General features: G+C 66.6%; 23 protein-coding genes. 16 read left to right on the top strand and 7 right to left on the bottom strand.

The genetic code is table 11. The features are described 5' to 3' along the window. Positions 1–233 precede the first annotated feature (233 nt). Genes queD through F793_RS0111665 form a run of 4 tightly spaced genes read right to left on the bottom strand, consistent with a single transcriptional unit; the run spans position 234 to position 3,785 of the window. A complete protein-coding gene (gene queD / locus F793_RS0111680) occupies positions 234–617 on the bottom strand; it encodes a 6-carboxytetrahydropterin synthase QueD (protein ID WP_018865805.1) in 384 nt (127 codons plus the stop codon). Positions 618–659: 42 nt separating this feature from the next. After that, on the bottom strand, positions 660–2,561 hold the full coding sequence (dxs, locus tag F793_RS0111675) for a 1-deoxy-D-xylulose-5-phosphate synthase (RefSeq protein ID WP_026280390.1): 1,902 nt from the start codon (positions 2,559–2,561) through the stop codon (positions 660–662). 14 nt (positions 2,562–2,575) lie between these two features. After that, on the bottom strand, positions 2,576–3,469 hold the full coding sequence (ispA, locus tag F793_RS0111670) for a (2E,6E)-farnesyl diphosphate synthase (RefSeq protein ID WP_018877307.1): 894 nt from the start codon (positions 3,467–3,469) through the stop codon (positions 2,576–2,578). A gap of 10 nt (positions 3,470–3,479) precedes the next feature. Continuing rightward, a complete protein-coding gene (locus F793_RS0111665) occupies positions 3,480–3,785 on the bottom strand; it encodes an exodeoxyribonuclease VII small subunit (protein WP_017940770.1) in 306 nt (101 codons plus the stop codon). 235 nt (positions 3,786–4,020) lie between these two features. On the opposite strand from F793_RS0111665, the gene F793_RS0111660 reads away from it, so the two are divergent. The 5 genes from F793_RS0111660 to F793_RS14175 all read left to right on the top strand — a co-directional run bounded on the left by F793_RS0111660 (position 4,021) and on the right by F793_RS14175 (position 7,607). Continuing rightward, positions 4,021–4,440 (top strand): rubrerythrin family protein, encoded by a 420-nt coding sequence (locus tag F793_RS0111660; RefSeq protein ID WP_017940769.1) that lies wholly within the window; start codon positions 4,021–4,023, stop codon positions 4,438–4,440. A gap of 153 nt (positions 4,441–4,593) precedes the next feature. Next, positions 4,594–5,946, top strand: a complete 1,353-nt coding sequence (locus tag F793_RS0111655) for a heterodisulfide reductase-related iron-sulfur binding cluster (protein ID WP_018865802.1) — start codon at positions 4,594–4,596, stop codon at positions 5,944–5,946. 62 nt (positions 5,947–6,008) lie between these two features. Beyond that, positions 6,009–6,314 carry an encapsulin-associated ferritin-like protein gene (locus F793_RS0111650; RefSeq protein WP_018142071.1) on the top strand — a complete coding sequence of 102 codons (306 nt, stop codon included), beginning with the start codon at positions 6,009–6,011 and terminating at the stop codon, positions 6,312–6,314. Between the two features lie 47 nt (positions 6,315–6,361). Next, positions 6,362–6,973 carry a DUF3501 family protein gene (locus F793_RS0111645; protein ID WP_018876077.1) on the top strand — a complete coding sequence of 204 codons (612 nt, stop codon included), beginning with the start codon at positions 6,362–6,364 and terminating at the stop codon, positions 6,971–6,973. Positions 6,974–7,400: 427 nt separating this feature from the next. Continuing rightward, positions 7,401–7,607, top strand: a complete 207-nt coding sequence (locus tag F793_RS14175; RefSeq protein WP_081618695.1) for a hypothetical protein — start codon at positions 7,401–7,403, stop codon at positions 7,605–7,607. Between the two features lie 275 nt (positions 7,608–7,882). On the opposite strand, the gene radA is transcribed toward F793_RS14175, so the two are convergent. The 3 genes from radA to F793_RS0111630 all read right to left on the bottom strand — a co-directional run bounded on the left by radA (position 7,883) and on the right by F793_RS0111630 (position 11,413). Further along, a complete protein-coding gene (gene radA, locus F793_RS0111640; RefSeq protein WP_018865800.1) occupies positions 7,883–9,229 on the bottom strand; it encodes a DNA repair protein RadA in 1,347 nt (448 codons plus the stop codon). Further along, positions 9,229–10,515, bottom strand: a complete 1,287-nt coding sequence (locus tag F793_RS0111635) for an HlyC/CorC family transporter (RefSeq protein ID WP_018876078.1) — start codon at positions 10,513–10,515, stop codon at positions 9,229–9,231. The genes radA and F793_RS0111635 overlap by 1 nt, the downstream gene beginning before the upstream one ends. Positions 10,516–10,612: 97 nt before the next feature. Then, positions 10,613–11,413 carry an inner membrane protein YpjD gene (locus F793_RS0111630; RefSeq protein ID WP_018881227.1) on the bottom strand — a complete coding sequence of 267 codons (801 nt, stop codon included), beginning with the start codon at positions 11,411–11,413 and terminating at the stop codon, positions 10,613–10,615. Positions 11,414–11,576: 163 nt separating this feature from the next. Between F793_RS0111630 and ffh the strand changes: the two genes are divergently transcribed. From ffh to htpG, 11 genes are all read left to right on the top strand, one after another. Next, entirely contained in the window at positions 11,577–12,965 is a 1,389-nt protein-coding gene (gene ffh, locus F793_RS0111625; RefSeq protein WP_018879957.1) for a signal recognition particle protein, read from the top strand. Between the two features lie 128 nt (positions 12,966–13,093). Next, positions 13,094–13,354 carry a 30S ribosomal protein S16 gene (gene rpsP, locus F793_RS0111620; RefSeq protein ID WP_018865796.1) on the top strand — a complete coding sequence of 87 codons (261 nt, stop codon included), beginning with the start codon at positions 13,094–13,096 and terminating at the stop codon, positions 13,352–13,354. A 38-nt stretch (positions 13,355–13,392) separates the two neighbouring features. Next, positions 13,393–13,902, top strand: coding sequence for a ribosome maturation factor RimM (rimM, locus tag F793_RS0111615; RefSeq protein WP_018865795.1), 510 nt, complete (start codon positions 13,393–13,395; stop codon positions 13,900–13,902). Between the two features lie 9 nt (positions 13,903–13,911). Then, positions 13,912–14,679, top strand: coding sequence for a tRNA (guanosine(37)-N1)-methyltransferase TrmD (gene trmD, locus F793_RS0111610; protein ID WP_018882484.1), 768 nt, complete (start codon positions 13,912–13,914; stop codon positions 14,677–14,679). A gap of 9 nt (positions 14,680–14,688) precedes the next feature. Further along, the gene (rplS, locus tag F793_RS0111605) at positions 14,689–15,045 is read left to right on the top strand and encodes a 50S ribosomal protein L19 (RefSeq protein ID WP_018865793.1); all 357 of its coding nucleotides are present in this window, start codon (positions 14,689–14,691) and stop codon (positions 15,043–15,045) included. A 23-nt stretch (positions 15,046–15,068) separates the two neighbouring features. Further along, on the top strand, positions 15,069–15,635 hold the full coding sequence (locus F793_RS0111600) for a methylated-DNA--[protein]-cysteine S-methyltransferase (RefSeq protein WP_018882483.1): 567 nt from the start codon (positions 15,069–15,071) through the stop codon (positions 15,633–15,635). A 412-nt stretch (positions 15,636–16,047) separates the two neighbouring features. Then, the gene (gene soxA, locus F793_RS0111595) at positions 16,048–16,857 is read left to right on the top strand and encodes a sulfur oxidation c-type cytochrome SoxA (protein ID WP_018877313.1); all 810 of its coding nucleotides are present in this window, start codon (positions 16,048–16,050) and stop codon (positions 16,855–16,857) included. A gap of 28 nt (positions 16,858–16,885) precedes the next feature. Further along, entirely contained in the window at positions 16,886–17,575 is a 690-nt protein-coding gene (soxX, locus tag F793_RS0111590) for a sulfur oxidation c-type cytochrome SoxX (RefSeq protein ID WP_018877314.1), read from the top strand. 231 nt (positions 17,576–17,806) lie between these two features. Continuing rightward, positions 17,807–18,493 carry a sulfur oxidation c-type cytochrome SoxX gene (gene soxX / locus F793_RS0111585; RefSeq protein ID WP_018882482.1) on the top strand — a complete coding sequence of 229 codons (687 nt, stop codon included), beginning with the start codon at positions 17,807–17,809 and terminating at the stop codon, positions 18,491–18,493. A gap of 90 nt (positions 18,494–18,583) precedes the next feature. Next, positions 18,584–19,492: a 23S rRNA (adenine(2030)-N(6))-methyltransferase RlmJ gene (locus F793_RS0111580; RefSeq protein ID WP_018882481.1), complete on the top strand. Its 909-nt coding sequence runs from the start codon at positions 18,584–18,586 to the stop codon at positions 19,490–19,492. Next, the gene (gene htpG, locus F793_RS0111575; protein ID WP_018882480.1) at positions 19,489–21,399 is read left to right on the top strand and encodes a molecular chaperone HtpG; all 1,911 of its coding nucleotides are present in this window, start codon (positions 19,489–19,491) and stop codon (positions 21,397–21,399) included. The genes F793_RS0111580 and htpG overlap by 4 nt, the downstream gene beginning before the upstream one ends. Positions 21,400–21,411: the final 12 nt, after the last annotated feature.

Genomic DNA, 21,411 nt, shown 5'->3' with positions numbered 1-21,411 from the left:
GAGGTTGGTGGTGAGCCAGCTATGGCAGCAGATGGTTCCGGACGGAGTTCGCCACGTCGCTTCGCTCCTCGCGATGACGATACGAGTCCGTGTCGTTGCGAGGCCGTGACAGGGGCTGCGGCACTCTCTGGTGGCTGGCGCGGTGACGGGGTCTGCTGGTTTCGGACGCAGGTTGCCGCGTCGCCTTCGGCTCCTCGCAATGACGGTGCCTGTGCTGGCGCCGATGGGTCGGCTCAGCCGTCCTCGCTGTAGCGTACGCAGGCGCGGTCGGTCTCCCACAGGGTCAGGGCATGCATGCGCAGGCCCGGGCGGTTCAGGCGTTCCGCCATCTGGCGGAAGAACCACTGCGCGATGTTCTCGGCGGTCGGGTTGACCGTGTCGAACGGCGGGACATCGTTCAGATAGCGATGATCCAGCTGCCCGGCGATCTCGCGCGCTGCGGTCTTGACCACCTTGAAGTCCACCGCCATGCCGGCGTCGTCCAGGGTCTCGGCCTGGACCTCGGCCTCCACCTTCCAGTTGTGCCCGTGCATGTTCGCGCACTGCCCCGGGTAATCGCGCAGGGTATGCGCGGAGGCAAAGTCGGTCAGGACGCGGAGGGTGTAGCGGGCACTCATGATCTTTTCCGGGCGAGCGGCCGTCGACCGGCCGGGGTTTTGTCAGCCCGCGAAGCCTAGCCGGCCGCCGTCTTCCGCGCAATTCTCCTGCCTGGATGCGTGGCGAATCGCGGCCAGAACGCCGGCGGTGTCGAGACCGCAGTCGGCCAGGATCTGCTCGCGCGAGCCGTGTTCGGTGAAGACGTCCGGGATGCCCAGGACCTGGCAGGGCAGGGTCAGGCCCTCGGCGGACAGCCATTCCAGTACCGCGCTGCCGGCGCCTCCGGCACGGGCGTGGTCCTCGAGGGTCACGAAGCCGTCGTGGCTGGCGGCCAGTCGCGTGAGCACGTCGGTATCCAGCGGTTTGATGAAACGCATGTTCACCACGGTGGCGTCCAGCGCCTCGCCGGCGGCCAGGGCGGTGTCCAGCAGTGCGCCGAAGCTGAGGATCGCCAGGCCCCGGCCCTCGCGCACGACCTCGGCACGGCCGACCGGCAGGGTCTCCAGGTCTTCGGGGCCACCGTCCGGCAGCTCGCCGGGCCCGCCGCCGCGCGGGTAGCGCACCGCCGCCGGACCCTCGTGGGCGTAGCCGGTGGACAGCATCTGGCGGCACTCCCGTTCGTTCGCGGGAGCCATCAGCAGCATGTTGGGGACCGTGCGCAGCAGTGCGGTGTCGAAGGTGCCGGCATGGGTCGGGCCGTCGGCGCCCACGATCCCGGCACGGTCCACCGCGAACAGCACCGGGAGATTCTGCAGGGCGACATCATGGATTACCTGGTCCATGGCCCGCTGCAGGAACGTCGAATAGATCGCGACCACGGGCTTCTGGCCCTCGCAGGCCATGCCGGCGGCCAGGGTCACCGCGTGCTGTTCGGCGATTCCGACATCGAAATAGCGTTGCGGAAACTGCTCGGAGAAGGCGACCAGGCCGGAGCCCTCGCGCATCGCCGGCGTAATACCCAGCAGGCGCTCGTCGGCCGCCGCCTGATCGCACAACCACTGGCTGAAGATGTCGGTGTAGGTGGGCGCCTTCGGGGCCGCGGGGGCCAGGCCATTGGCCGGCTCGAACTTGGACACGCCGTGGTAGCGGCAGGGGTCTTCCTCGGCCGGTGCGTAGCCCTGGCCCTTGCGGGTGACCACATGCAGCAGTTGCGGGCCCTGAGTGGTGCGCAGGTTCTTCAGGATCGAGACCAGACCGTTGACGTCGTGTCCGTCCACCGGGCCGAAGTAGCGAAAACCCAGCTCCTCGAACAGGGTGCCGGGCACGAACATGCCCTTCATGTGTTCCTCGGCGCGCTGGGCGAAGGCCTTCATCGGCGGGACGAATTCCAGCATGCGCTTGGAACCCTCGCGTACCGAGCTGTACAGCGGGCCCGACAGCAACCGCGTGAAGTACTGATTGAGCGCGCCGACGTTGGGCGAGATCGACATGTCGTTGTCGTTCAGGATGACCAGCAGATTGCAGTCGAGGTCGCCGATGTGGTTGAGCGCCTCGAAGGCCATCCCGGCGGTCATCGCGCCGTCGCCGATCACCGCCACGTGGCGGCGGTCCAGCCCGGCGTGCTTCGCGGCCAGGGCCATGCCGGCCGCGGCACTGATGGAGGTGCTGGAGTGGCCGGCCCCGAAGGCGTCGTATTCACTCTCCGAGCGCTTGGGGAAGCCGGCCAGGCCGCCATACTGGCGCAGACCGGCCATCCCTTCCCGGCGCCCGGTCAGGATCTTGTGGGCGTAGGCCTGATGCCCCACGTCCCAGACGATGCGGTCGTCGGGGGTGTCGAAGGCGTAGTGCAACGCGATCGCGAGCTCCACGGTCCCCAGGTTGGCGGCCAGGTGCCCACCGGTGCGCGAGACGCTCTCGATCAGGAACTGGCGCAGCTCGCCGGCGACCCCGGCGAGTTCCGAGGCCGGGCGCTCCCGCAGGTCGGCGGGCCATTGGATTGCATCCAGCAAGGGGGTTGGGGTCATCGGTGCGGGCCGGTTCAGTTCATGCGGTCGACGATGTAGCGCGCGAGGAAGCGAAGCAAGTCCGCCTCCTGGCCGAAGGGTTGCAGCTCGGCCAGGGCCTCGTCGACCAGGGCCACTGCGCGTTCGCGCGAGGCCTCCAGGCCCTGCAGCGAGGGGAAGGTGGGCTTGTGCAGCCGGGCGTCCGCACCGCAGGCCTTGCCCAGGACCTCGGGGTCGCCCTCGACGTCGAGTACGTCGTCGCGGATCTGGAACGCCAGGCCGATGCATTCGGCATAGCGCGTCAGTCGCCCCAGCGCCTCGGGGTCCGGTGTGCCCGCCAGGGCGCCCAGCCGGACCGAGGCGCGGATCAGGGCACCCGTCTTGAGCCGGTGCATGCGCTCCAGCTCCGGCAGGTCGATGGGCTGGCCGCAGGCGCCGAGGTCGATCGCCTGACCGCCGGCCATGCCGTGCAGGCCGGCCGCCCCCGCCAGTTCGCGCACGGCGTGCAGTCCTGTCGCCCCGGGCAGTTCCGCCACGCCGCCGGTCAGCACGTCGAAGGCCAGCGCCTGCAGGGCGTCCCCGGCCAGAATGGCCGTGGCCTCGTCGAAGGCCTTGTGGCAGGTGGGGCGGCCACGACGCAGGTCGTCATCGTCCATCGCCGGCAGGTCGTCGTGGATCAGGGAGTAGACGTGGATCATCTCCACGGCCGCGGCCATTGCGTCCAGGGCCACGTCCGGGGCGGCGGTGGTCCGTCCGGCCGCGTACACCAGTACCGGGCGCAGGCGTTTGCCCCCAGACAGTGTGGCGTAGCGCATGGCCTCGATCAGGCGCGTGTCCGGCGCGCCGTCTACGGCCAGGTGGCGGTCGAGAACGGCCTCGATGCGCTGCTGGTAGTGGGACAGGGCCTGTTCGGCATCGATGGCGGTCAACGGCGTTTCGCTAGAACGGGACATCGGGATCCGTGCTGTCGTTCGGCTCCGCTGTCCGGGGAACGTTCGTGTTCCCGCCGTGGTCATTCTGGGCAGAGGCGTCCGCCGGTGTTTCTTGTGCCAGGGCCTCGATGCGGCGCTGAGCATCGTCGAGGGCGCGCTGACAGCGGTTGACGAGTTCCATGCCGCGCTGGAATTCGCCCAGCGACTGCTCCAGGCCCAGCTCGCCGGACTCCATCCGGGCAACCAGGGCCTCCAGGGCTTCCAGGCTGGCTTCGAATTCCGCCGGGCTGTCGGCGCTGGAAGGGTCGGTCATGATGGATCACCGGGTCGAAAAGGTGAGAAAGTATCCGATCCGCTGCGGCGAGGAAAGACGTACCGCCGGTCCGCCCTTGATTATGGGACAGACGCCCCCATGATGCGGAGGGCTTCCGGTTGACACTGAACCGGGCGCGGACTAGAGTTTTCGTACAGTTTAGACCCAGTCTAAACCGCCGTCTGCACAGGCATTCCTGTGGTTGTGTAGAACCCATAGAGAGAAGGAGAGCACCATGGATCTGAAAGGCAGCAAGACCGAAGAAGCCCTGAAAGAGGCCTTTGCCGGCGAATCGATGGCCAATCGCCGTTACCTGTACTTCGCTTCCAAGGCGGACGTCGAAGGCTACAACGACGTGGCCACCGTGTTCCGTTCCACCGCGGAAGGCGAAACCGGCCACGCCCACGGCCACCTCGAATACCTCGAGAGCTGCGGCGACCCGGCCACCGGCCTGGAATTCGGTTCCACCTCCGCGAACCTGAAGACCGCCGTGGCTGGCGAGACCCACGAGTACACCGACATGTACCCGGGCATGGCCAAGACCGCGCGCGACGAAGGCTTCGACGAAGTCGCCGACTGGTTCGAAACCCTGGCCAAGGCGGAGCGTTCCCACGCCAACCGCTTCCAGAAGGCGCTGGACCAGCTGGACGACTGATCGTCTCCTGCCTGGGAAGTATGCGGGGCCGGTTACCGGCCCCGTTTTCCGGGAGACACGGAACAGCCTGTGGGCGGTGCCTGACGGCCGGGCCCGCATGTTGTTCCGTGTTTCCCCCGAAGCATCGTACTGATACGGACACCGGAGGGATGCATGTCTGCGCCGACGCACCAACGTGAAGGAAGTCTCGAAGCCCCGACCCGTCATCCGCTGGACTGGAAGAACCCCGAGTTCTACAACGAGGAATCGCTGTTCAGCGAACTCGAGCGGGTCTTTGATATCTGTCACGGCTGCCGTCGCTGCGTAAGCCTGTGCAACTCCTTTCCCACCCTGTTCGACCTGGTCGACGAATCCGAGACCCTGGAGGTCGACGGGGTCGACAAGAAGGATTACTGGCAGGTCGTCGATCACTGCTATCTGTGTGATCTGTGCTACCTGACCAAGTGCCCCTACGTGCCCCCGCACGAATGGAATGTGGACTTCCCGCACCTGATGCTTCGGGCCAAGGCCTTTCGTTTCCAGAACGAGGGCGCGAAGACCTCGCACAAGTTGATGTCCAGCACCGACACCGTCGGCAAGCTGGCGGGTATCCCGGTGGTCGCCGGCGCGGTCAACGCCGCGAACAAGAACGGTGCCGTGCGCAAGATGCTCGACAAGACCATGGGCGTGCACCCGGATGCCCCGGTCCCCGAATACCACTCGAAAAAGGGGCGTTCGCGCCTCGCGAAGGCCGCGAAGGGGGTCAGCAACCCCGAGCCAGCCGGCGCCACCCAGGGCAAGGTCGCCCTCTATGCGACCTGCTACGGCAACTACAACGAGCCGCATCTGGTCGAGGACCTGGTCAAGGTCTTCGAACACAACGGCATCGAAGTCACCCTGGTCGACAAGGAACAGTGCTGCGGCATGCCCAAGCTGGAGCTGGGCGACCTGAAGTCGGTGGAGGCCTCCAAGGACGCCAACATCCCGGCGATGAAGCGCATGATCGACCAGGGCTACGACATCGTCGCCCCGGTGCCGTCCTGCGTGCTGATGTTCAAGCAGGAACTGCCGCTGATGTTTCCGGACGACGCCGACGTGATCGCGGTGCGCGACCGCATCTTCGACCCGTTCGAGTACCTGATGGAGCGGCACAAGGACGGCAAGCTCAACACCGACTTCCCCGAAAAGCTCGGCAAGATTGCCTACCACGCCGCCTGCCACCTGCGGGTGCAGAACATGGGGCTCAAGACCCGTGACCTGCTGAAGCTGGTGCCGGATACCGAGATCGACGTCATCGAACGCTGCTCCGGGCACGACGGTACCTATGGCGTGAAGAGCGAATTCTATGAAACGGCCAGCAAGATCTGCCGCCCGGTGGTCAGCCGCGTGCAGAAGGCCGAGTCGGATCATTACTCGAGCGACTGCCCGATGGCCGGCCACATGATCGAAAACGGGTTGCAGGGCAAGGGCGAGGACAAGGCGCCCGAGCACCCGCTGACCCTGCTGCGCCAGGCCTACGGCCTGTAGCCGCCGCTCGACCCACAGGACGCGACACGGGCGGAAGACGCGCCCGGGAATGGAGAAAAGACATGGCCAGTGACAGCTACCACGAACCCGTCGAAGAACTGAGCGACGAGTCGCGCGAAATGCACCGTGCGATCGTCTCGCTGATGGAGGAACTCGAGGCGGTGGACTGGTACCAGCAGCGCATCGACGGCTGCAAGGACGAGGAGCTCAAGGCGATCCTCGCGCACAACCGCGATGAGGAGATCGAACACGCTGCGATGGTGCTGGAGTGGATCCGGCGCCATAACCCGGTATTCGACCACGAACTGAAAGACAACCTCTGGTCCGACAAGGACTACACGAAGACGGGGCACCACCACGATCACTGAGGGGTGCCGGTCCTGGCGGGCCAGTCCGATGAGACGGAGGTATCGAGATGCAGATGGAGGCAAGTGTGGATAAGCTGAGTCGTGAAGACCTGTATTCGCTGGAGAAGTACCACGAGGTACGCCCCCAGTTCCGCAGCGAGGTGATGCAGCACAAGCGGGATCGTGTGGTGCAGGTGGGTCCGGCGGTGACCCTGCATTTCGAGGATCGCAAGACCATGCAGTACCAGATCCAGGAGATGCTGCGGGTCGAGAAGATCTTCGATGCCGAGGGCATCCAGGACGAGCTCGACGCCTACAATCCGCTGATCCCGGATGGCTCCAACTGGAAGGCGACCATGATGGTCGAGTATCCGGACGTGGACGAGCGCAAGGTACAGCTGTCCAAGCTGATCGGGATCGAGCGCAAGACCTACGTGCAGGTCGAAGGCCACGACAAGGTCTACCCGATCGCGAACGAGGACCTGGATCGCGAGACCGACGACAAGACCTCCTCGGTGCACTTCCTGCGCTTCGAGCTGACCCCGGAGATGGTCTCCGCAGCGAAGTCCGGTGCGGCCATTGCCGTGGGGGTGGAGCACGAGAACTACAGCCACCGGCTGGACGCCGTCGCCGAGGGCACGCGCGAGTCGCTCGCGGCCGACCTCGATGCCGTCAACTGACGCGGTCCCTATGCCCGCTTCACGAAAGGCGCCTCCGGGCGCCTTTTTCGTTTCCGGCGCATGCCGGACTGTGGCTTCGTCTGGCCGCCTGCCTCGTGGTGGCTGGCCCTGGATCGTCGCTTGGTGTTTACGGTGGTTCCGGTCCACATACTGCCCGGCGCTGACTCGCCAGCGCGCCCCGAGTGACTTCTTTGCTCGTGCAAAGAAGTCACCAAGAAACACGCCCGACTGCCGCGACCCCGGCCCGCTGTGCGGGCCGGGGTTTCCCTCGCTCCGAGGGTTTTCGCGGGCGGCGCTGAACTCGCTACGCCTTCGGCTCCGCTCAGACATCCAGCGCCTCTGATCCCGCGAAAACCCTCTCCGCTCGGCGCGACGACAACGGGGAGGCAGGTCCAAACAACGGCCATCCCGACGGTCTTGCCAGTGGATGAAGGCGAGGTCTTCGGACATCTTGGGCACGCTCGGCCTTCGGCCGTTGCGTGCCGCGCCCGCGGCGCGGGCGCCGGGGGCTTTCGGGCGGCAATGCGCGTTGTGGTGTCGTGGGGCTGGAACACCTTCTGTCTTGACCTTCTCCTCCCGTATGGAGCCCCTCGTGGAGGGCGTGATGGGCCGGGAGAAGGCGCTGGATGTCTGAGCGGAGGCGGAGGCGCAGCGAGTTCAGCGCCGCCGGCCCAGCACGTCCGGAGCGAGGTTCCCGGGCGAAATCCGGGTGCCCTTCTTTGGGTACTTTCTTGGGCAAGCAAGAAAGTGCCTCGGGGCGCGCTGGCGAGTCAGCGCCGGGCAGGCGGCGGACCGAAGGCACGTAAACACCCGAGGCCGAACCAGGACCAGCCACCACGAGGCAGGCGGTGAGCCGAAGGCACCGTAAACGTGACCGGCGGACCAGCCGGGAAGGGGCGGGGCTGGCCGCTAAAGGGCGTCGAGGACTTCGGAGAGGCGCGAGACCGCGACGACTTCCATGCCCTTGATGGGCTTGCGCGGCGCGTTGGCCGCCGGGGCGATCGCCCGGGTATAGCCGTGCTTGGCCGCCTCGCGCAGGCGCTCCTCCCCATTCGGCACCGGCCGGATCTCGCCCGCCAGCCCGACCTCGCCAAAGGCCAGCATCTCCTGCGGCAGTGGCCGGTCGCGAAAACTCGACAGCGCGGCCGCGAGCATCGGCAGGTCGGCGGCCGTCTCGGTCACGCGCACGCCGCCGACCACATTGATGAAGACATCCTGGTCGAACAGAGCGACGCCCCCGTGCCGGTGAAGCACGGCGAGCAGCATAGTCAGGCGGTTCTGCTCCAGCCCCACGGTGATGCGCCGCGGTTGCGAGGCATGGCTCTCTGCGACCAGGGCCTGAACCTCGACCAGCAGCGGCCGCGTGCCCTCGCGGGTGACCATCACGACGCTGCCGGGCACCGGGCCCTGGTGGCGGGAGAGGAAGATTGCGGAAGGGTTGGAGACGGCCTTCAGGCCGTTCTCCAGCATGGCGAACACACCCAGTTCGTTGACGGCGCCGAAACGGTTCTTTACCGCGCGCAGCATGCGGTAGCGCCCGTCCGGGTCGCCCTCGAAATACAGCACGGTGTCGACCATGTGCTCCAGCACGCGCGGCCCCGCGAGCTGGCCGTCCTTGGTCACATGCCCCACCAGAATCACGGTGATGCCGCGCTGCTTGGCCAGGCGCACCAGGGCGGCGGCGCTCTCGCGCACCTGGCCGACCGAGCCGGGCGCGGATTGCAGCGCGGCGGTGTAGAGCGTCTGGATGGAGTCGATCACCAGCACTCGAGGGCGTTCGCGCTCGCAGGTGGCGATCACGTTCTCCACCTGGGTCTCGGTGAGCAGGCGCAGCCCGTCGACCTCCAGACCAAGGCGCCGGGCCCGCATGCCGATCTGCTGGGCCGACTCCTCGCCGGTCACGTAGAGCGTGTCGCCGACCGGCAGCATCGCCAGGGTCTGCAGCAGCAGGGTGGACTTGCCGATCCCCGGGTCGCCCCCCAGCAGCACCACCGAGCCGTGGACCAGCCCGCCACCCAGCGCGCGGTCCAGCTCCGACAGCCCGGTGCCGGTGCGCGGGACCTCGGCCAGCTCGACCTCGCCCAGCCGGGTGATGCCGGCGGCCTCGCCGGCGTAGCCGCCGCGCGGGCCGGCGCTGGCGGCCGGGGTGGCCTCCTCGAGGGTGTTCCAGGCGCCGCAGTCGCCGCACTGGCCGGCCCATTTGGGGCTGACCGCGCCGCAATCCCGGCACACGTACTGGGTCTTTGCCTTCGCCATCAGGCTTCCTTGTTGTCGGGCGTGGCGGGCAGGTCCGGTGCGACCACGCGCACGGTGCGGATGGTGTTGTTCTTGATCTGGGCGATATCCATCACCACGCCGTTGATCTTCACGCTCACCGGTGCCTCGGGGATGCTCTCCAAGTGTTCGACGATCAGGCCGCTCAGGGTCTTGGGGCCGTCCTGCGGCAGGTCCAGACCGAGGGCGCGGTTGAGTTCGCGCAGGTGGATGCCGCCGTCGACCATGGCGGAGCCGTCTTCCTGGCGCAGCACGTCGTCGCTCATCGCCGGCGAATCGGTGGTGAACTCCCCGACGATCTCCTCCAGCAGGTCTTCCAGGGTGATCAGCCCCTCGATATCGCCGTACTCGTCCACGACCAGGCCAATCCGTTTCTTCTGTTGCTGGAAGTTGATCAGCTGGCGGTTGAGTGCCGTGCCCTCGGGGATGAAATACGGGGGCGTTACCACCTGGCGCAGGTCGTCGGGGCCGAATTCGTCGCGCTCGACCAGGGGCAGCACGTCACGGCGGTGGATGAAGCCGACGATACGGTCCAGTTCGCCTTCCACCACGGGCAGGCGTGTGAAGCTCCCGTGGATCAGCTGGTCTTCGACTTCGTTCCATGGCTCGTTCAGGTCGATCACCACGATTTCGTTGCGCGGGATCATGATGTCCTCGACCGTGGTGCGCTCGAGGTCCAGCAGGTTCAGCAACATGCGCTGGTGATTGGCCGGGATCAGTGCGCCGGCCTCCGAGACCACGCTGCGCAGTTCATCGGTATTCAGCGCGGCGCGCTGGCCGGCGTTCATGTGCACGCCGAACAGGCGCAGCACCCCGTTGGCCATCAGGTTGATCAGCCACACTACCGGCCACATCACCTTGATCAGGCCGGAGTAGACCCATGCGGCGGGGTAGGCGATGCGCTCACTGTGCAGGGCCGCGAGGGTCTTCGGGGCGGTCTCGGCGAAGATCAGGAGGGTCAGGGTCAGCACGCCCGTGGCGATGGCGACCCCGGTATCCCCGAACAGGCGCCAGCCGATGAAGGTGGCGATCTGCGCGATCAGGATGTTGACGAAGTTGTTGCCCAGCAGGATCAGGCCGATCAGCCGGTCCGGTTTGTCCAGCAGCCGCGCGGCCAGTTGCGCGCCGCGGTGGCCGGTCTGCGCGCGGTGGCGCATCCGGTAGCGATTCAGCGCCATCAGCGCCGTCTCCGAGCCGGAGAAAAACGCGGACAGCAGGAACAGCACCACCAGGGCGCCGAACAGGACGGACAGCGGGATCTCTTGCAAGGGCGCGGCCTGCGGTCAGGGTTGGGGCGGACGCGGTGGCGTCGTCGGGGTCATTTCAGGCAAGGGGCGCCGGGGTGTCAAGCCGCCTCGGGGGCATTCAGATCCGCCCGAGGATGACCTCCAGCACCAGCTTGGAGCCGAAATAGGCCAGCACCAGTACGACAAACCCGCCGGTGGTCCAGGCCAGCGCGCGGGTGCCGCGCCAGCCCAGGCGCCAGCGCCCCAGCAGCAGGGTGGAGAAGATCAGCCAGGCCAGGATCGACAGCGTGGTCTTGTGCACCAGATGCTGGGCAAACAGGTTGTCCACGAACACCAGGCCGGACAGCAGGCTGAGCCCGAGGAACAGCCAGCCGATGAAGATCATCCGGAACAGCCACACCTCCATCGAGAAAAGGGGCGGCAGGGCGCGCACGAAACCCGAGGCATGGTGGTTGTGCAGCGCGCGATGCTGGGCGGCCATCACCGCGGCCTGGGCGGTCGACAGCGCGAGGAAGGCCCAGCCCAGCGCGGAAAACAGGATGTGCAGATCGATCCCCGCGGAGGTGGCGTAGCGGGTATCGCCGTCGCACAGCAGCGCGGTCACGGCGGCGAGCGCCGTCAACGGCAGGATCACCACGCCGAGGATGGCCAGCGGGTGGCGCCAGCTCGTCAGCCACAGCAGCGCGGCCACCAGCCACAGCGACGCCGACAGGGCGTTGCCGAGGCACAGGTTGAGCCCGGCCTCGGTGAGCACCATCGGCAGCAGCGCGCCCAGGTGGGCCAGCAGGGCCAGCCCCCACAGGGCCAGGGCCGCTCGCGGCTGGCCGGGTGTCAGCGGCTGGCGTCGGGCGGTGATGGCCAGGTAGCCCGCGGTGGCGAGATACAGCGCGACGGCGAGGAGTCCGGTGGCAATGATCATGACGCCGGATTATCGCTGCAATGCCGGTGGATTGCACATACCGGCGGCGGTTGCGGGTCGCCCCGCGGCGGGCCTGCATGCAAGGCCGCGAGACCGGTATACTGTCCGGTCCCGCGGTCGGCCCAAGCCCGCCGCCCGCGCACGGATCAGAAGAGGACACGCGATGTTCGACGGCCTTTCCAGCCGCCTGCAAGAGACCATGAAGCGCCTGAAGGGTCAGGCGCGGCTCACCGAGGACAACATCCAGGACGCCCTGCGCGAGGTGCGCATGGCACTGCTGGAGGCCGACGTGGCCCTGCCCGTGGTGCGCGAGTTCATCAAGGACGTCAAGGAAAAGGCGCTGGGCAAGGAGGTCATCGGCAGCCTGACGCCGGGCCAGGCCCTGATCAAGGTCGTCCATGACGAACTGATCGCGACCATGGGGGGCGAGAATGCCTCCCTGAACCTCGCCCATCAGCCCCCCGCGGTGGTGCTGGTGGCCGGTCTTCAGGGCGCGGGCAAGACCACCAGCATTGGCAAGCTCGCGCGCCTGTTGCGCGAGCGCGAGAAGAAAAAGGTCGCGGTCGTGAGCTGCGACGTCTACCGCCCGGCGGCGATCCAGCAGCTCGAGACGCTGGCGGGGCAGGTGGGTGTCACGTTCTATCCCAGCGACACCAGCCAGAAGCCCGAGGCGATCGCTGATGACGCGGTGGCCCGCGCCCGCCGCGAGGGGGTCGAGGTCCTGCTGGTAGACACCGCCGGCCGGCTGCATGTCGACGAGGACATGATGGCCGAGGTCCGGGCGCTGCATCAGGCGATCGACCCGATCGAGACCCTGTTCGTGGTCGATTCCATGACCGGCCAGGACGCCGCGAATACCGCGCGCGCCTTTGGCGAGGCCCTGCCGTTGACCGGCGTGGTGCTGACCAAGGCGGACGGCGACGCCCGCGGCGGTGCGGCGCTGTCGGTGCGCCAGATCACCGGGGTGCCGATCAAGTTCATCGGCATGGGCGAGCGCCCGGATGCGCTGGAGCCGTTCCATCCCGAGCGTATCGCCTCGCGCATCCTGGGCAAGGGCGATGTCCTGTCGCTGGTCGAGGAGGCCAGCCGTCAGGTCGACCAGGACCAGGCCGCGAAGCTGACCCGCAAGCTGAAGAAGGGGCGTGGTTTCGATCTGAACGACCTGCGCGATCAGCTCGGCCAGATGCAGAAGATGGGGGGCATGAGCTCCATGCTCGAGAAGCTCCCCGGTGGCGGCAAGCTGCCGGACGCCGTCAAGAACCAGGCCAGCGACAAGGAGATCGGTCGCATGATGGCGGTGATCTCGTCCATGACCGAGCACGAACGCCGCCATCCGGACGTGATCAAGGGCTCGCGCAAGCGGCGCATCGCGGCCGGGTCCGGCACCCAGATCCAGGACGTGAACCGCCTGCTCAAGCAGCACACCCAAATGAGCAAGGCGATGAAGAAGTTCTCCAAGGGCGGCGCGTCGAAGATGATGCGCGCCCTGGGGGGCAAGATGGGCGGCATGGGGGGTATGGGTGGCCCCGGCGGCGGGATGCCGTTCCGCTGATGGTCAAGGTTCGCGCGAACGACCGCCTGCAGCCGTGGGGAGCCCTGCCGCTTCCCTTGTGTTGCTGGCCGGATTCGTTATAATCGCGCGTTTTCTCGAGAAAACGGACTCACGGGGTTCAACACTACATGGTTACGATTCGCCTGCTACGCCGCGGCGCCAAGAAGCGCCCGTTTTATTCGATCGTGGTTACCGATTCCCGCGCTCGTCGCGATAGCGGCTACAAGGAGCAGATCGGGTTCTTTAATCCGGTGGCCCGCGGTCAGGAAGAGCCGCTGCGCATCGATCTCGAGCGCGTGGACTACTGGCTGGGTCACGGCGCCGGCATGTCCGAGCGCGTGAACCACCTGGTCAAGGGCTACCGCAAGCAGCAGTCCGCGGCGGCCTGAGGTCGTCCGGTCCGCTGTACTGACGCTTGGCTGCGGTCATGAACGAGGCGGGTGAGCGCATCCGCGTCGGGCGTGTCTCCGGGGTCTATGGCGTCAAGGGGTGGGTCCGGGTGTTTTCCGAGACCGAGCCGCGCGCCGCGATTACCGAGTTCCCGCAGTTGTGGATGCACTACGGGAACGACTGGCGCCTGGTCGAGATCGAAGGCGGCCGCGCGCATGGCGCGGGCGTCGTGATGAAGTTCCGCGAGGCGGCGGATCGCGATGCCGCCTACGGGCTGATCGGCGCCGAGTTGGCGATCGAACGCGACTGGCTGCCCCCGGCCGAAGAGGGCGCCTACTACTGGGCCGACCTGCTGGGCATGGCAGTCGAGAATCGCGACGGCACGGCACTGGGCACCATCTCGGGCTTTATCGAGACCGGTGCCAACGACGTGCTGGTGGTCCAGGGGGACCGGGAACGCCTGATCCCCTGGGTGCGCGAGCAGTACGTGCTGGATGTGGACCTGGAGGCTCGCTGTGTGCGGGTCGACTGGGATCCGGATTTTTAAGCGGCGCCGGTGCGTTTCGACGTCATCACGCTGTTTCCGGAACTGGTCGCGGCGGTTGGCGAAGCCGGCGTGACCGGGCGGGCCGTCGAGCGCGGCCGGCTGGGCCTGAAATACTGGAATCCGCGCGCCTGGGGCGCCGGCTTCCACCAGGCCGTGGACGACCGTCCCTATGGCGGCGGGCCGGGCATGGTGATGCAGTACGCGCCGCTGGCGTCCGCGCTGGATGCGGCAGTGGCGGACGCGGAGGTGGTCCCGTACGTGATCGCACTGACCCCGCAGGGGCGGCCGATCCGGCAGGCGATGCTGCGCGAGCTGGCGGCGCGCCCCCGGGTGGCCCTGGTTTGCGGGCGCTACGAGGGCATCGACGAGCGCTTCATCGAGGCGCGGGTCGATGAGGAATGGTCGCTGGGCGACTTCGTCCTCTCGGGCGGGGAGCTCGCGGCCATGGCGGTCGTCGATGGCTGCGCCCGTCTGCTCCCGGGGGTCCTGGGGCATGCGGACTCCGCCGAACAGGATTCCTTCAGTGCCGGGCTGCTGGATTGCCCGCACTACACCCGGCCGGAGACCGTGGCCGGGCGGGCAGTACCGCCGGTACTGCTGGGTGGCGACCATGGCGCCATCCGTCGCTGGCGCCGCCGTGAGGCGCTGGGCAGGACCTGGAGCCGGCGGCCGGACCTGCTGGCCCGGCTGGAACTCGGGGCCGAGGATGCGGCCCTGTTGGACGAATACCGTGTGAGTGGCCGGACAGGCGGCTCGCGCACCGAAAGCGATGATTGAGGTCGAGCAATGAATAACGTCATTCAGGAACTGGAAGCCGAGCAGATGAAGTCGGATGTGCCCGACTTCGGGCCCGGCGATACCGTGGTGGTGCAGGTGAAGGTGCGCGAAGGCGACCGCGAGCGCCTGCAGGCCTTCGAGGGCGCGGTGATTGCCGTGCGCAACCGCGGCCTCAACTCCGCGTTCACCCTGCGCAAGGTCTCCTACGGTAACGGTGTGGAGCGCACGTTCCAGACCCACAGCCCCCAGATCGCCGAGATCAAGGTGAAGCGCCGCGGCAAGGTGCGTCGCTCCAAGCTGTACTACCTGCGCGACCGCACCGGCAAGGCCGCCCGCATCAAGGAAGACGTCAAGGCGGCGAAGTAACGCCGGCCGGCGGGGTGCGGCAAATGGCCGTGACCCCGTCACCCCTGGCTTTTCGCTATTCGATGTCGGCTGGATCGACGACCCGCAGCCAGCGCTGTCTCCTCCCCGGAGTCGCGCTGGCTTTTGCGTGGCTGGAATCCGCGAACGGTGAGCTCCTCGCCTGCGACTGGCAGGACCCGGATGATCCCCGGGAGTTGGTCCCGCTGGCCGACATCCCGGGGGCCGATCGTCGCCCGCCACCGTTTGCCCCGGACGCCTATGGCCGGGATGCGTCCGCCTGGCAGCCGACCCCCGCGGTCCCGCCGGGCAGTGCCCATGCGCGCCGCGTCTGGGCGGCCCTGTCGGAGATCCCGGTCGGCGAGGTCCGCACCTATTCCGAGATTGCGGCCCGCGTGGGCTCGGCGCCCCGCGCCGTGGGGCAGGCCTGTCGCGCCAACCCCTGGCCGTTGTTCATCCCCTGCCATCGGGTTGTGTCCTCCCGCTTTCGTCGTACCCATGATGTGGGCGGCTACGCAGGCGATCAGGTGGGCGAGCTGGCCCAGGTCAAGCGCCTGTTGCTGGCGCACGAGGGGGTTCTGAAACACGAATGATCCGGCGCCCGTCGCGTGCCGGTTTTTCTCCCTTCCTTCCGTCCCCCCGGTGATTCTTCCCGCCTCCGCGGCGGCTGGTCTGCGTGCTTTGTTCCCCCTGCGGGGAATCTTCATCTCTTTTTTCAGTTTCTTGCGTGCCCGGGCCGTGCTGAACGGCGCCTGAAAAAATTTCCCAAAACCGGGAATAGATTGGAGTGGTCCCCCGTCTGCCCCTCGGTGTTGAAGCCCAAGAACCTTTCAAAAACAGACTTTTAGGAAACGCTAATATAGTCTTTTGTGTTGACAGCACGGACTCGGGTTCAGCACTCTGCTACACAGGTCCGGGCCAGATCAGTCCCGGGCTTCATCGAAAAAAACCCGTGTGATGGAGGTTTCCATGTTCAAGAAAGCATTGCTTGCGTTGCCCGTAGCAATGGCTGTTGGGGCTGCGGCTCAGGCTGGCGAGTGGCAGGACCCCAATGATGTCCTGCAGAACCTGCTGCAGAACAATCCCGATTCCGCCTACCTGCATCAGAGTGAAATGAACATCATGATGATGCCGGACAACCCCGCCCTGTGGCTGGTCGACGAAGGCGAAGAACTGTTCTACGCCGAGCGTGGCCCGAACAACGTCTCCCTGGAAGGCTGCGACTTCGGCAAGGGCCCGGGCGAGCTTGAGGGTGCTTACGTCGAGCTGCCGCGCTACTTCGAAGACACCGGCAAGGTAATGGACTTCGAGATGCGCCTGGTGCACTGCATGAAGGAACTGCAGGGCTTCACCAGCGATGATCCCGCGGTGGCCCGCCGGCACGGCAACGGCTCCGACATCATGCAGCTGACCACCTATATCGCCCACCAGTCCTCCGGGATGGCGTGGAACCCGCCGCTGGATCACCCGGAAGAGCAGGCCATGCGCGACGCCGGTGAGGTGCTCTTCTTCCGCCGCGGTGGCGCGATGGACTTCAACTGCGCCTCCTGCCACGGCGATGCCGGCAAGCAGATCCGCGCCTCCGTGCTGCCCGAAATGCGCAATGGCCAAGAATGGACCAAGGCTGTCTCCTGGCCCGCCCACCGCGCTGGCCACGACAACGTGCGTAGCCAGAACCACCGTATCCGTGGTTGCGTGTGGCAGATGCGTCACGCCGGTATCAAGGCGGACACCCCGGTCAACACCGCGCTGATCTCGTTCTGGAACGATGCGGCGCGTGGCGAACCGGCCATCCTGCCTGACCTGAAGCGGTAACCTACGGACGCAATAGGAGACACCAAGTATGTTTAAGAAGAATGCTGTTGCGGCCGGCATGGCCGCGTTCGCATCCGTCGCCCTGACCGCAGGTTGCGCCGTTGCCGACGGGAGCAAGGGTTCGGATGTCGACATCACCGCGATGAGCGCCGAGGAACTCGCCGAACATCTCATCTTCGAGACGGACAGCTTCCGTGATCAGGAGATGCAGGAAGGCGGTACCTGGCGTGATCGCATGACCCAGGATGAACTGCAGAAGGCCTGCTCCATGGAAGGTGACCCGGACGGCGAGACCGCCGGCCGTGTGGTCGCGATGGCGCGCGCGTCCTACGAGGCACCGGAAAGCATCGAGCTGGGCGACTGGCGCAAGGGTGCCGAACTGGCCGACTCCGGCTACGGCTATCGCCAGGGTCATAACACCGATGACCACAGCCAGCGCGAAGCCGGTGGCAACTGCTACAACTGCCACGTGTTCGACCCGCGGGTATCCGAGCAGGGCACCATCGGCCCGAGCCTGCAGAACTATGGTGCCAACCGTGGTACCAGCGAAGCCGTCCTGCGCTACGTGCACGAGGTGATTTCCAACCCTCACCAGTACTTCCCGTGCACGGAGATGCCGCGCTTCAACTCCGACCGTCACCAGCTCCTGAGCGACGAGCAGATCAGCCATATCATGGCGTACCTGCTGGATCCGGAGTCGCCGGTCAACAACCAGTAAGCCATTTGCTGGATCGGGGCAGTCCGCAAGGACTGCCCTTTTTTGAGTCCCCGCGCAGGGTTGCGGGGATTCAGAAAAGGGTCCCATCGCGCTCGGCCTCCCGTCCGCGCGCGGGTCCCGGACGGGAACGAGAGGCTCCAGCCATCAGGGCAGCCGGGCTGAATGCCTTGAGGCGCTGGTCTCACCGCGGGCAAGAAGCGGCAACAGCCGACGCAAGAGGAGATATCAGGGATGCTCAGTAACAAGACAGTGGGGGCGAGCTGGGCCATCGTGGCGTCGACGGCGCTGATTGCAGGCTGCGACGGCTGGATGGGCGAGCGAGGCGGCGAAGTCGATATTACGGCGATGACCGCCGAAGAGTATGCGGAATACCTCGTGCTGGAGACGGACAGCTACAGCTTCGAGCAGGAGGCACAGGAGGGTGGATCAGCCCGGGACCGTATGGTCCAGGATGGCATCCAGGCGGCCTGTTCGCTCGAAGGCGAGCCGGATGCCGATACGGCCGGCGAGGTCATCGCGATGGCGCGCGAGAGCTACGAAGAGCCGCCGGGCGGCCCGCGCCTGGGGAACTGGCGTCGGGGTGCCGAGCTGGCGCGTTCCGGTTACGGCTATCGGATCGGTCATCGCAATGACGACCACGGTACCCGCGAGCCGGGCGGCAACTGCTATGCCTGCCACCAGATGGATCCAGCCGAGGAGCTCTACGGCACGCTGGGCCCAAGCCTGGCGGGTTACGGGGCCACCCGTGGAACCGACAGCTCGGTCGTGAATTACGTGCATCAGGTGGTGTCCAACCCCCACCAGTACTTCCCGTGCACCAAGATGCCGCGCTTTGGCCACAACAACTTCCTGACCGAAGAGCAGATCGCGCACGTGATGGCGTATCTGCTGGACCCGGAGTCTCCGGTCAACCAGTAAACCGGTCACACGGTCGAGGGCGGTCGCTATCGGCTGCCCTTCTTGAGCCACCGCGGGTACGCTCGCGGTGGCTTTTTGTTTGAGGGACGCATGCTCAGCTACCAACACGACTATCACGCCGGCAATTTCGCCGATGTGCACAAGCACCTGGTCCTCTGGCAGGTTCTGGAATCCCTGCGCGGTCGCGACAAGCCCTTCGTGGCACTGGACCTGCACGGGGGTGCCGGCGGGTACGACCTGACCGGTGCGCGGGCGCGCAAGACCGACGAGGCCGCGGCCGGTATCGCCCGCCTGTGGGCGACGGAACAGCCCTTGCCCTCGGGCGTGCGGGAGTTTCTCGGCACGCTGCGGTCTATGCAGCCCCGGCCCCCGCGTCTGACGGAGTACCCGGGATCCCCTTTGCTGATCCAGGCGCGGCTGCGCGAACGCGATCAACTGATCGCCTGCGAGCTGCATCCCGAGGCATACGGACGTCTGCGGGCGCGGTTGGCGGGGGATCCGCGCTGTCACGTGCACAAACGCGACGCGCGCGAGGCCGCGCGGGCCTTGTTTCCCCCGGAGCCGCGCCGCGGCCTGGCCCTGCTGGATCCATCCTATGAGCGCAAGGCCGAATACCGCGAGGTGGCGGAGTTGGTGACGACGATCCGCCGACGCTGGAACACCGGGATCATCCTGGTCTGGTACCCCATCCTCGCGGGGCGGCCGGATCACGCGATGCGCGAGCAGTTGCGCGCCGAGCTGGCGGATCCGTGGCTGGCCAGCGAGCTGCGCATCGCGCCCGACCCCGAACGCCACCTGGGGCTGGCGGGTTCCGGGATGCTGGTGTTGCGCCCCCCGTGGCAGCTGGAGGTGCATCTCCCCGAGTTGCTGGCACCGGTGTGGGAGATCCTGGATCCGCAGGGTGCCGGTGGGCTCTACCAGGCCGCTGTCCTTGAAAACGGCGTGGGCGACCCAACCTTGCGACGTGTCGAGACCAATCAAGGGACGAGCAGGCCATGAGCGAAACCCAGACCGCACCGCAACCCGAGACCCGCCGCTTCGAGACCGAGGTCAGTCAGCTCCTGCAGCTGATGATCCACTCGCTGTATTCCAGCCGCGAGATCTTCCTGCGCGAACTGATCTCCAATGGCGCCGATGCCTGCGACAAGCTGCGTTTCGAGGCCCTGGCCCAGCCGGAGGCGATCCCGCAGCCGGCGGAGCTGGCGATCGATGTCGAGGTGGATCCGGAGGCGCGCACGGTGACCGTGCGCGACAACGGCATCGGCATGTCCCGGGACGAGGTGGTCGAGCATATCGGGACCATCGCGCGTTCCGGCACCAGGGCGTTTCTCGAGAAGCTGACCGGGGACCAGAAAAAGGATTCGCAGTTGATCGGCCAGTTCGGGGTGGGCTTCTATTCCTCGTTCATCGTGGCCGATGAGGTGCGCCTGGAGACCCGCCGCGCCGGCAGTGAGCCGGATGCGGGTACCCGCTGGGAGTCACGGGGCGACGGCGAATACACCATCACCGCCTGCGAGCGCACCGAGGCTGGCACCGAGATTACGTTGACGCTGAAGGAAGACGCCGACGAATTCCTCGAGCCCATGCGCCTGCGCCACATCATCGGGCGGTATTCGGATCATGTGGCATTCCCGATCCGCATGCGCAAGTCGGATGACGAGGGCAACCCGACCGACGAATGGGAAACGGTCAACCGTGCCAGCGCGCTGTGGACCCGTTCGAAGAGCGAGATCAGCGACGAGGAGTACCAGGAGTTCTACAAGCACGTCGCGCACGACTTCGAGGACCCGATTGCCTGGACGCATAACCACGTCGAGGGGCGCCAAGAGTACACTACGCTGTTCTACATCCCGAAGCGGGCCCCGTTTGACCTGTGGGACCGCGATGCCCGTCACGGGGTCAAGCTCTACGTAAAGCGCGTGTTCATCATGGACGACGCGGAAAAGCTGCTGCCCAACTACCTGCGCTTCGTGCGCGGTGTGGTGGACTCGGCTGACCTGCCGCTGAACGTCTCGCGCGAGATCCTGCAGGACAACCGCCTGGTCGACTCGATCCGCTCCGGCTCGGTGAAGAAGATCCTCGGGCTTCTGCAGTCCATCGCCGACAACGAACCCGAGAAATACGCCGAGATCTGGAAGAACTTCGGGCGGGTGTTCAAGGAAGGCCCCGGCGAGGACTTCGCCAATCAGGAGACCATCGCGAAGCTGCTGCGCTTTGCCAGCACCCAAAACAGTGACGACACCCAGAACGTGGCGCTGGCGGACTACATCGAGCGCATGAAGGACGGTCAGGAGGCGATCTACGTGATCACCGCCGATAATGCCTCCGCCGCGCGCAACAGCCCGCATCTGGAGGTGTTCCGCAAGCACGGGATCGAGGTGCTGCTGCTGTCCGACCGGGTCGACGAATGGCTGCTGTCGCACCTGCGCGAGTTCGATGGCAAGGCGATCAAGAATGTTGCCAAGGGCGACCTGGACCTCGACAAGATCATCGGCGAGGAGGCAGACCCGAAGAGTGGTAGCGACGAGCCGGCGGGCGACGACGATCTGGGCGATCTGCCCGAACGCCTGCAGCAGGCGCTGGGCGATCGGGTCGACAGTGTGCGCGCCTCGCGGCGGCTGGTGGAGTCTCCGGCCTGCATCGTGCTCGGCGAGCACGAGATGGCGCTGTACCTGCAGGAACTGCTCAAGCAGGCCGGCCAGGAGACCTTCTCCGGCAAGCCGGTACTGGAGGTCAACCCGGGGCACCCCCTGGTCGAGCGTCTGAAGGCCGCCGAAGGAGACGACTTCAACGACCTCGCCTCGCTGCTGTTCGAGCAGTCCCTGCTGGCCGAAGGCGGGCAACTGGAGGACCCGACCGGGTTCGTCGCGCGGCTCAATCGCCTCCTGTTGCAGAAGGCCGCCTGACCCGATTGGCCA

Origin of the sequence: Thioalkalivibrio sp. ALE22, assembly GCF_000381445.1 — a bacterium.
Lineage (GTDB): Bacteria > Pseudomonadota > Gammaproteobacteria > Ectothiorhodospirales > Ectothiorhodospiraceae > Thioalkalivibrio.
This window is presented reverse-complemented; position numbering and strand designations above follow the sequence as displayed.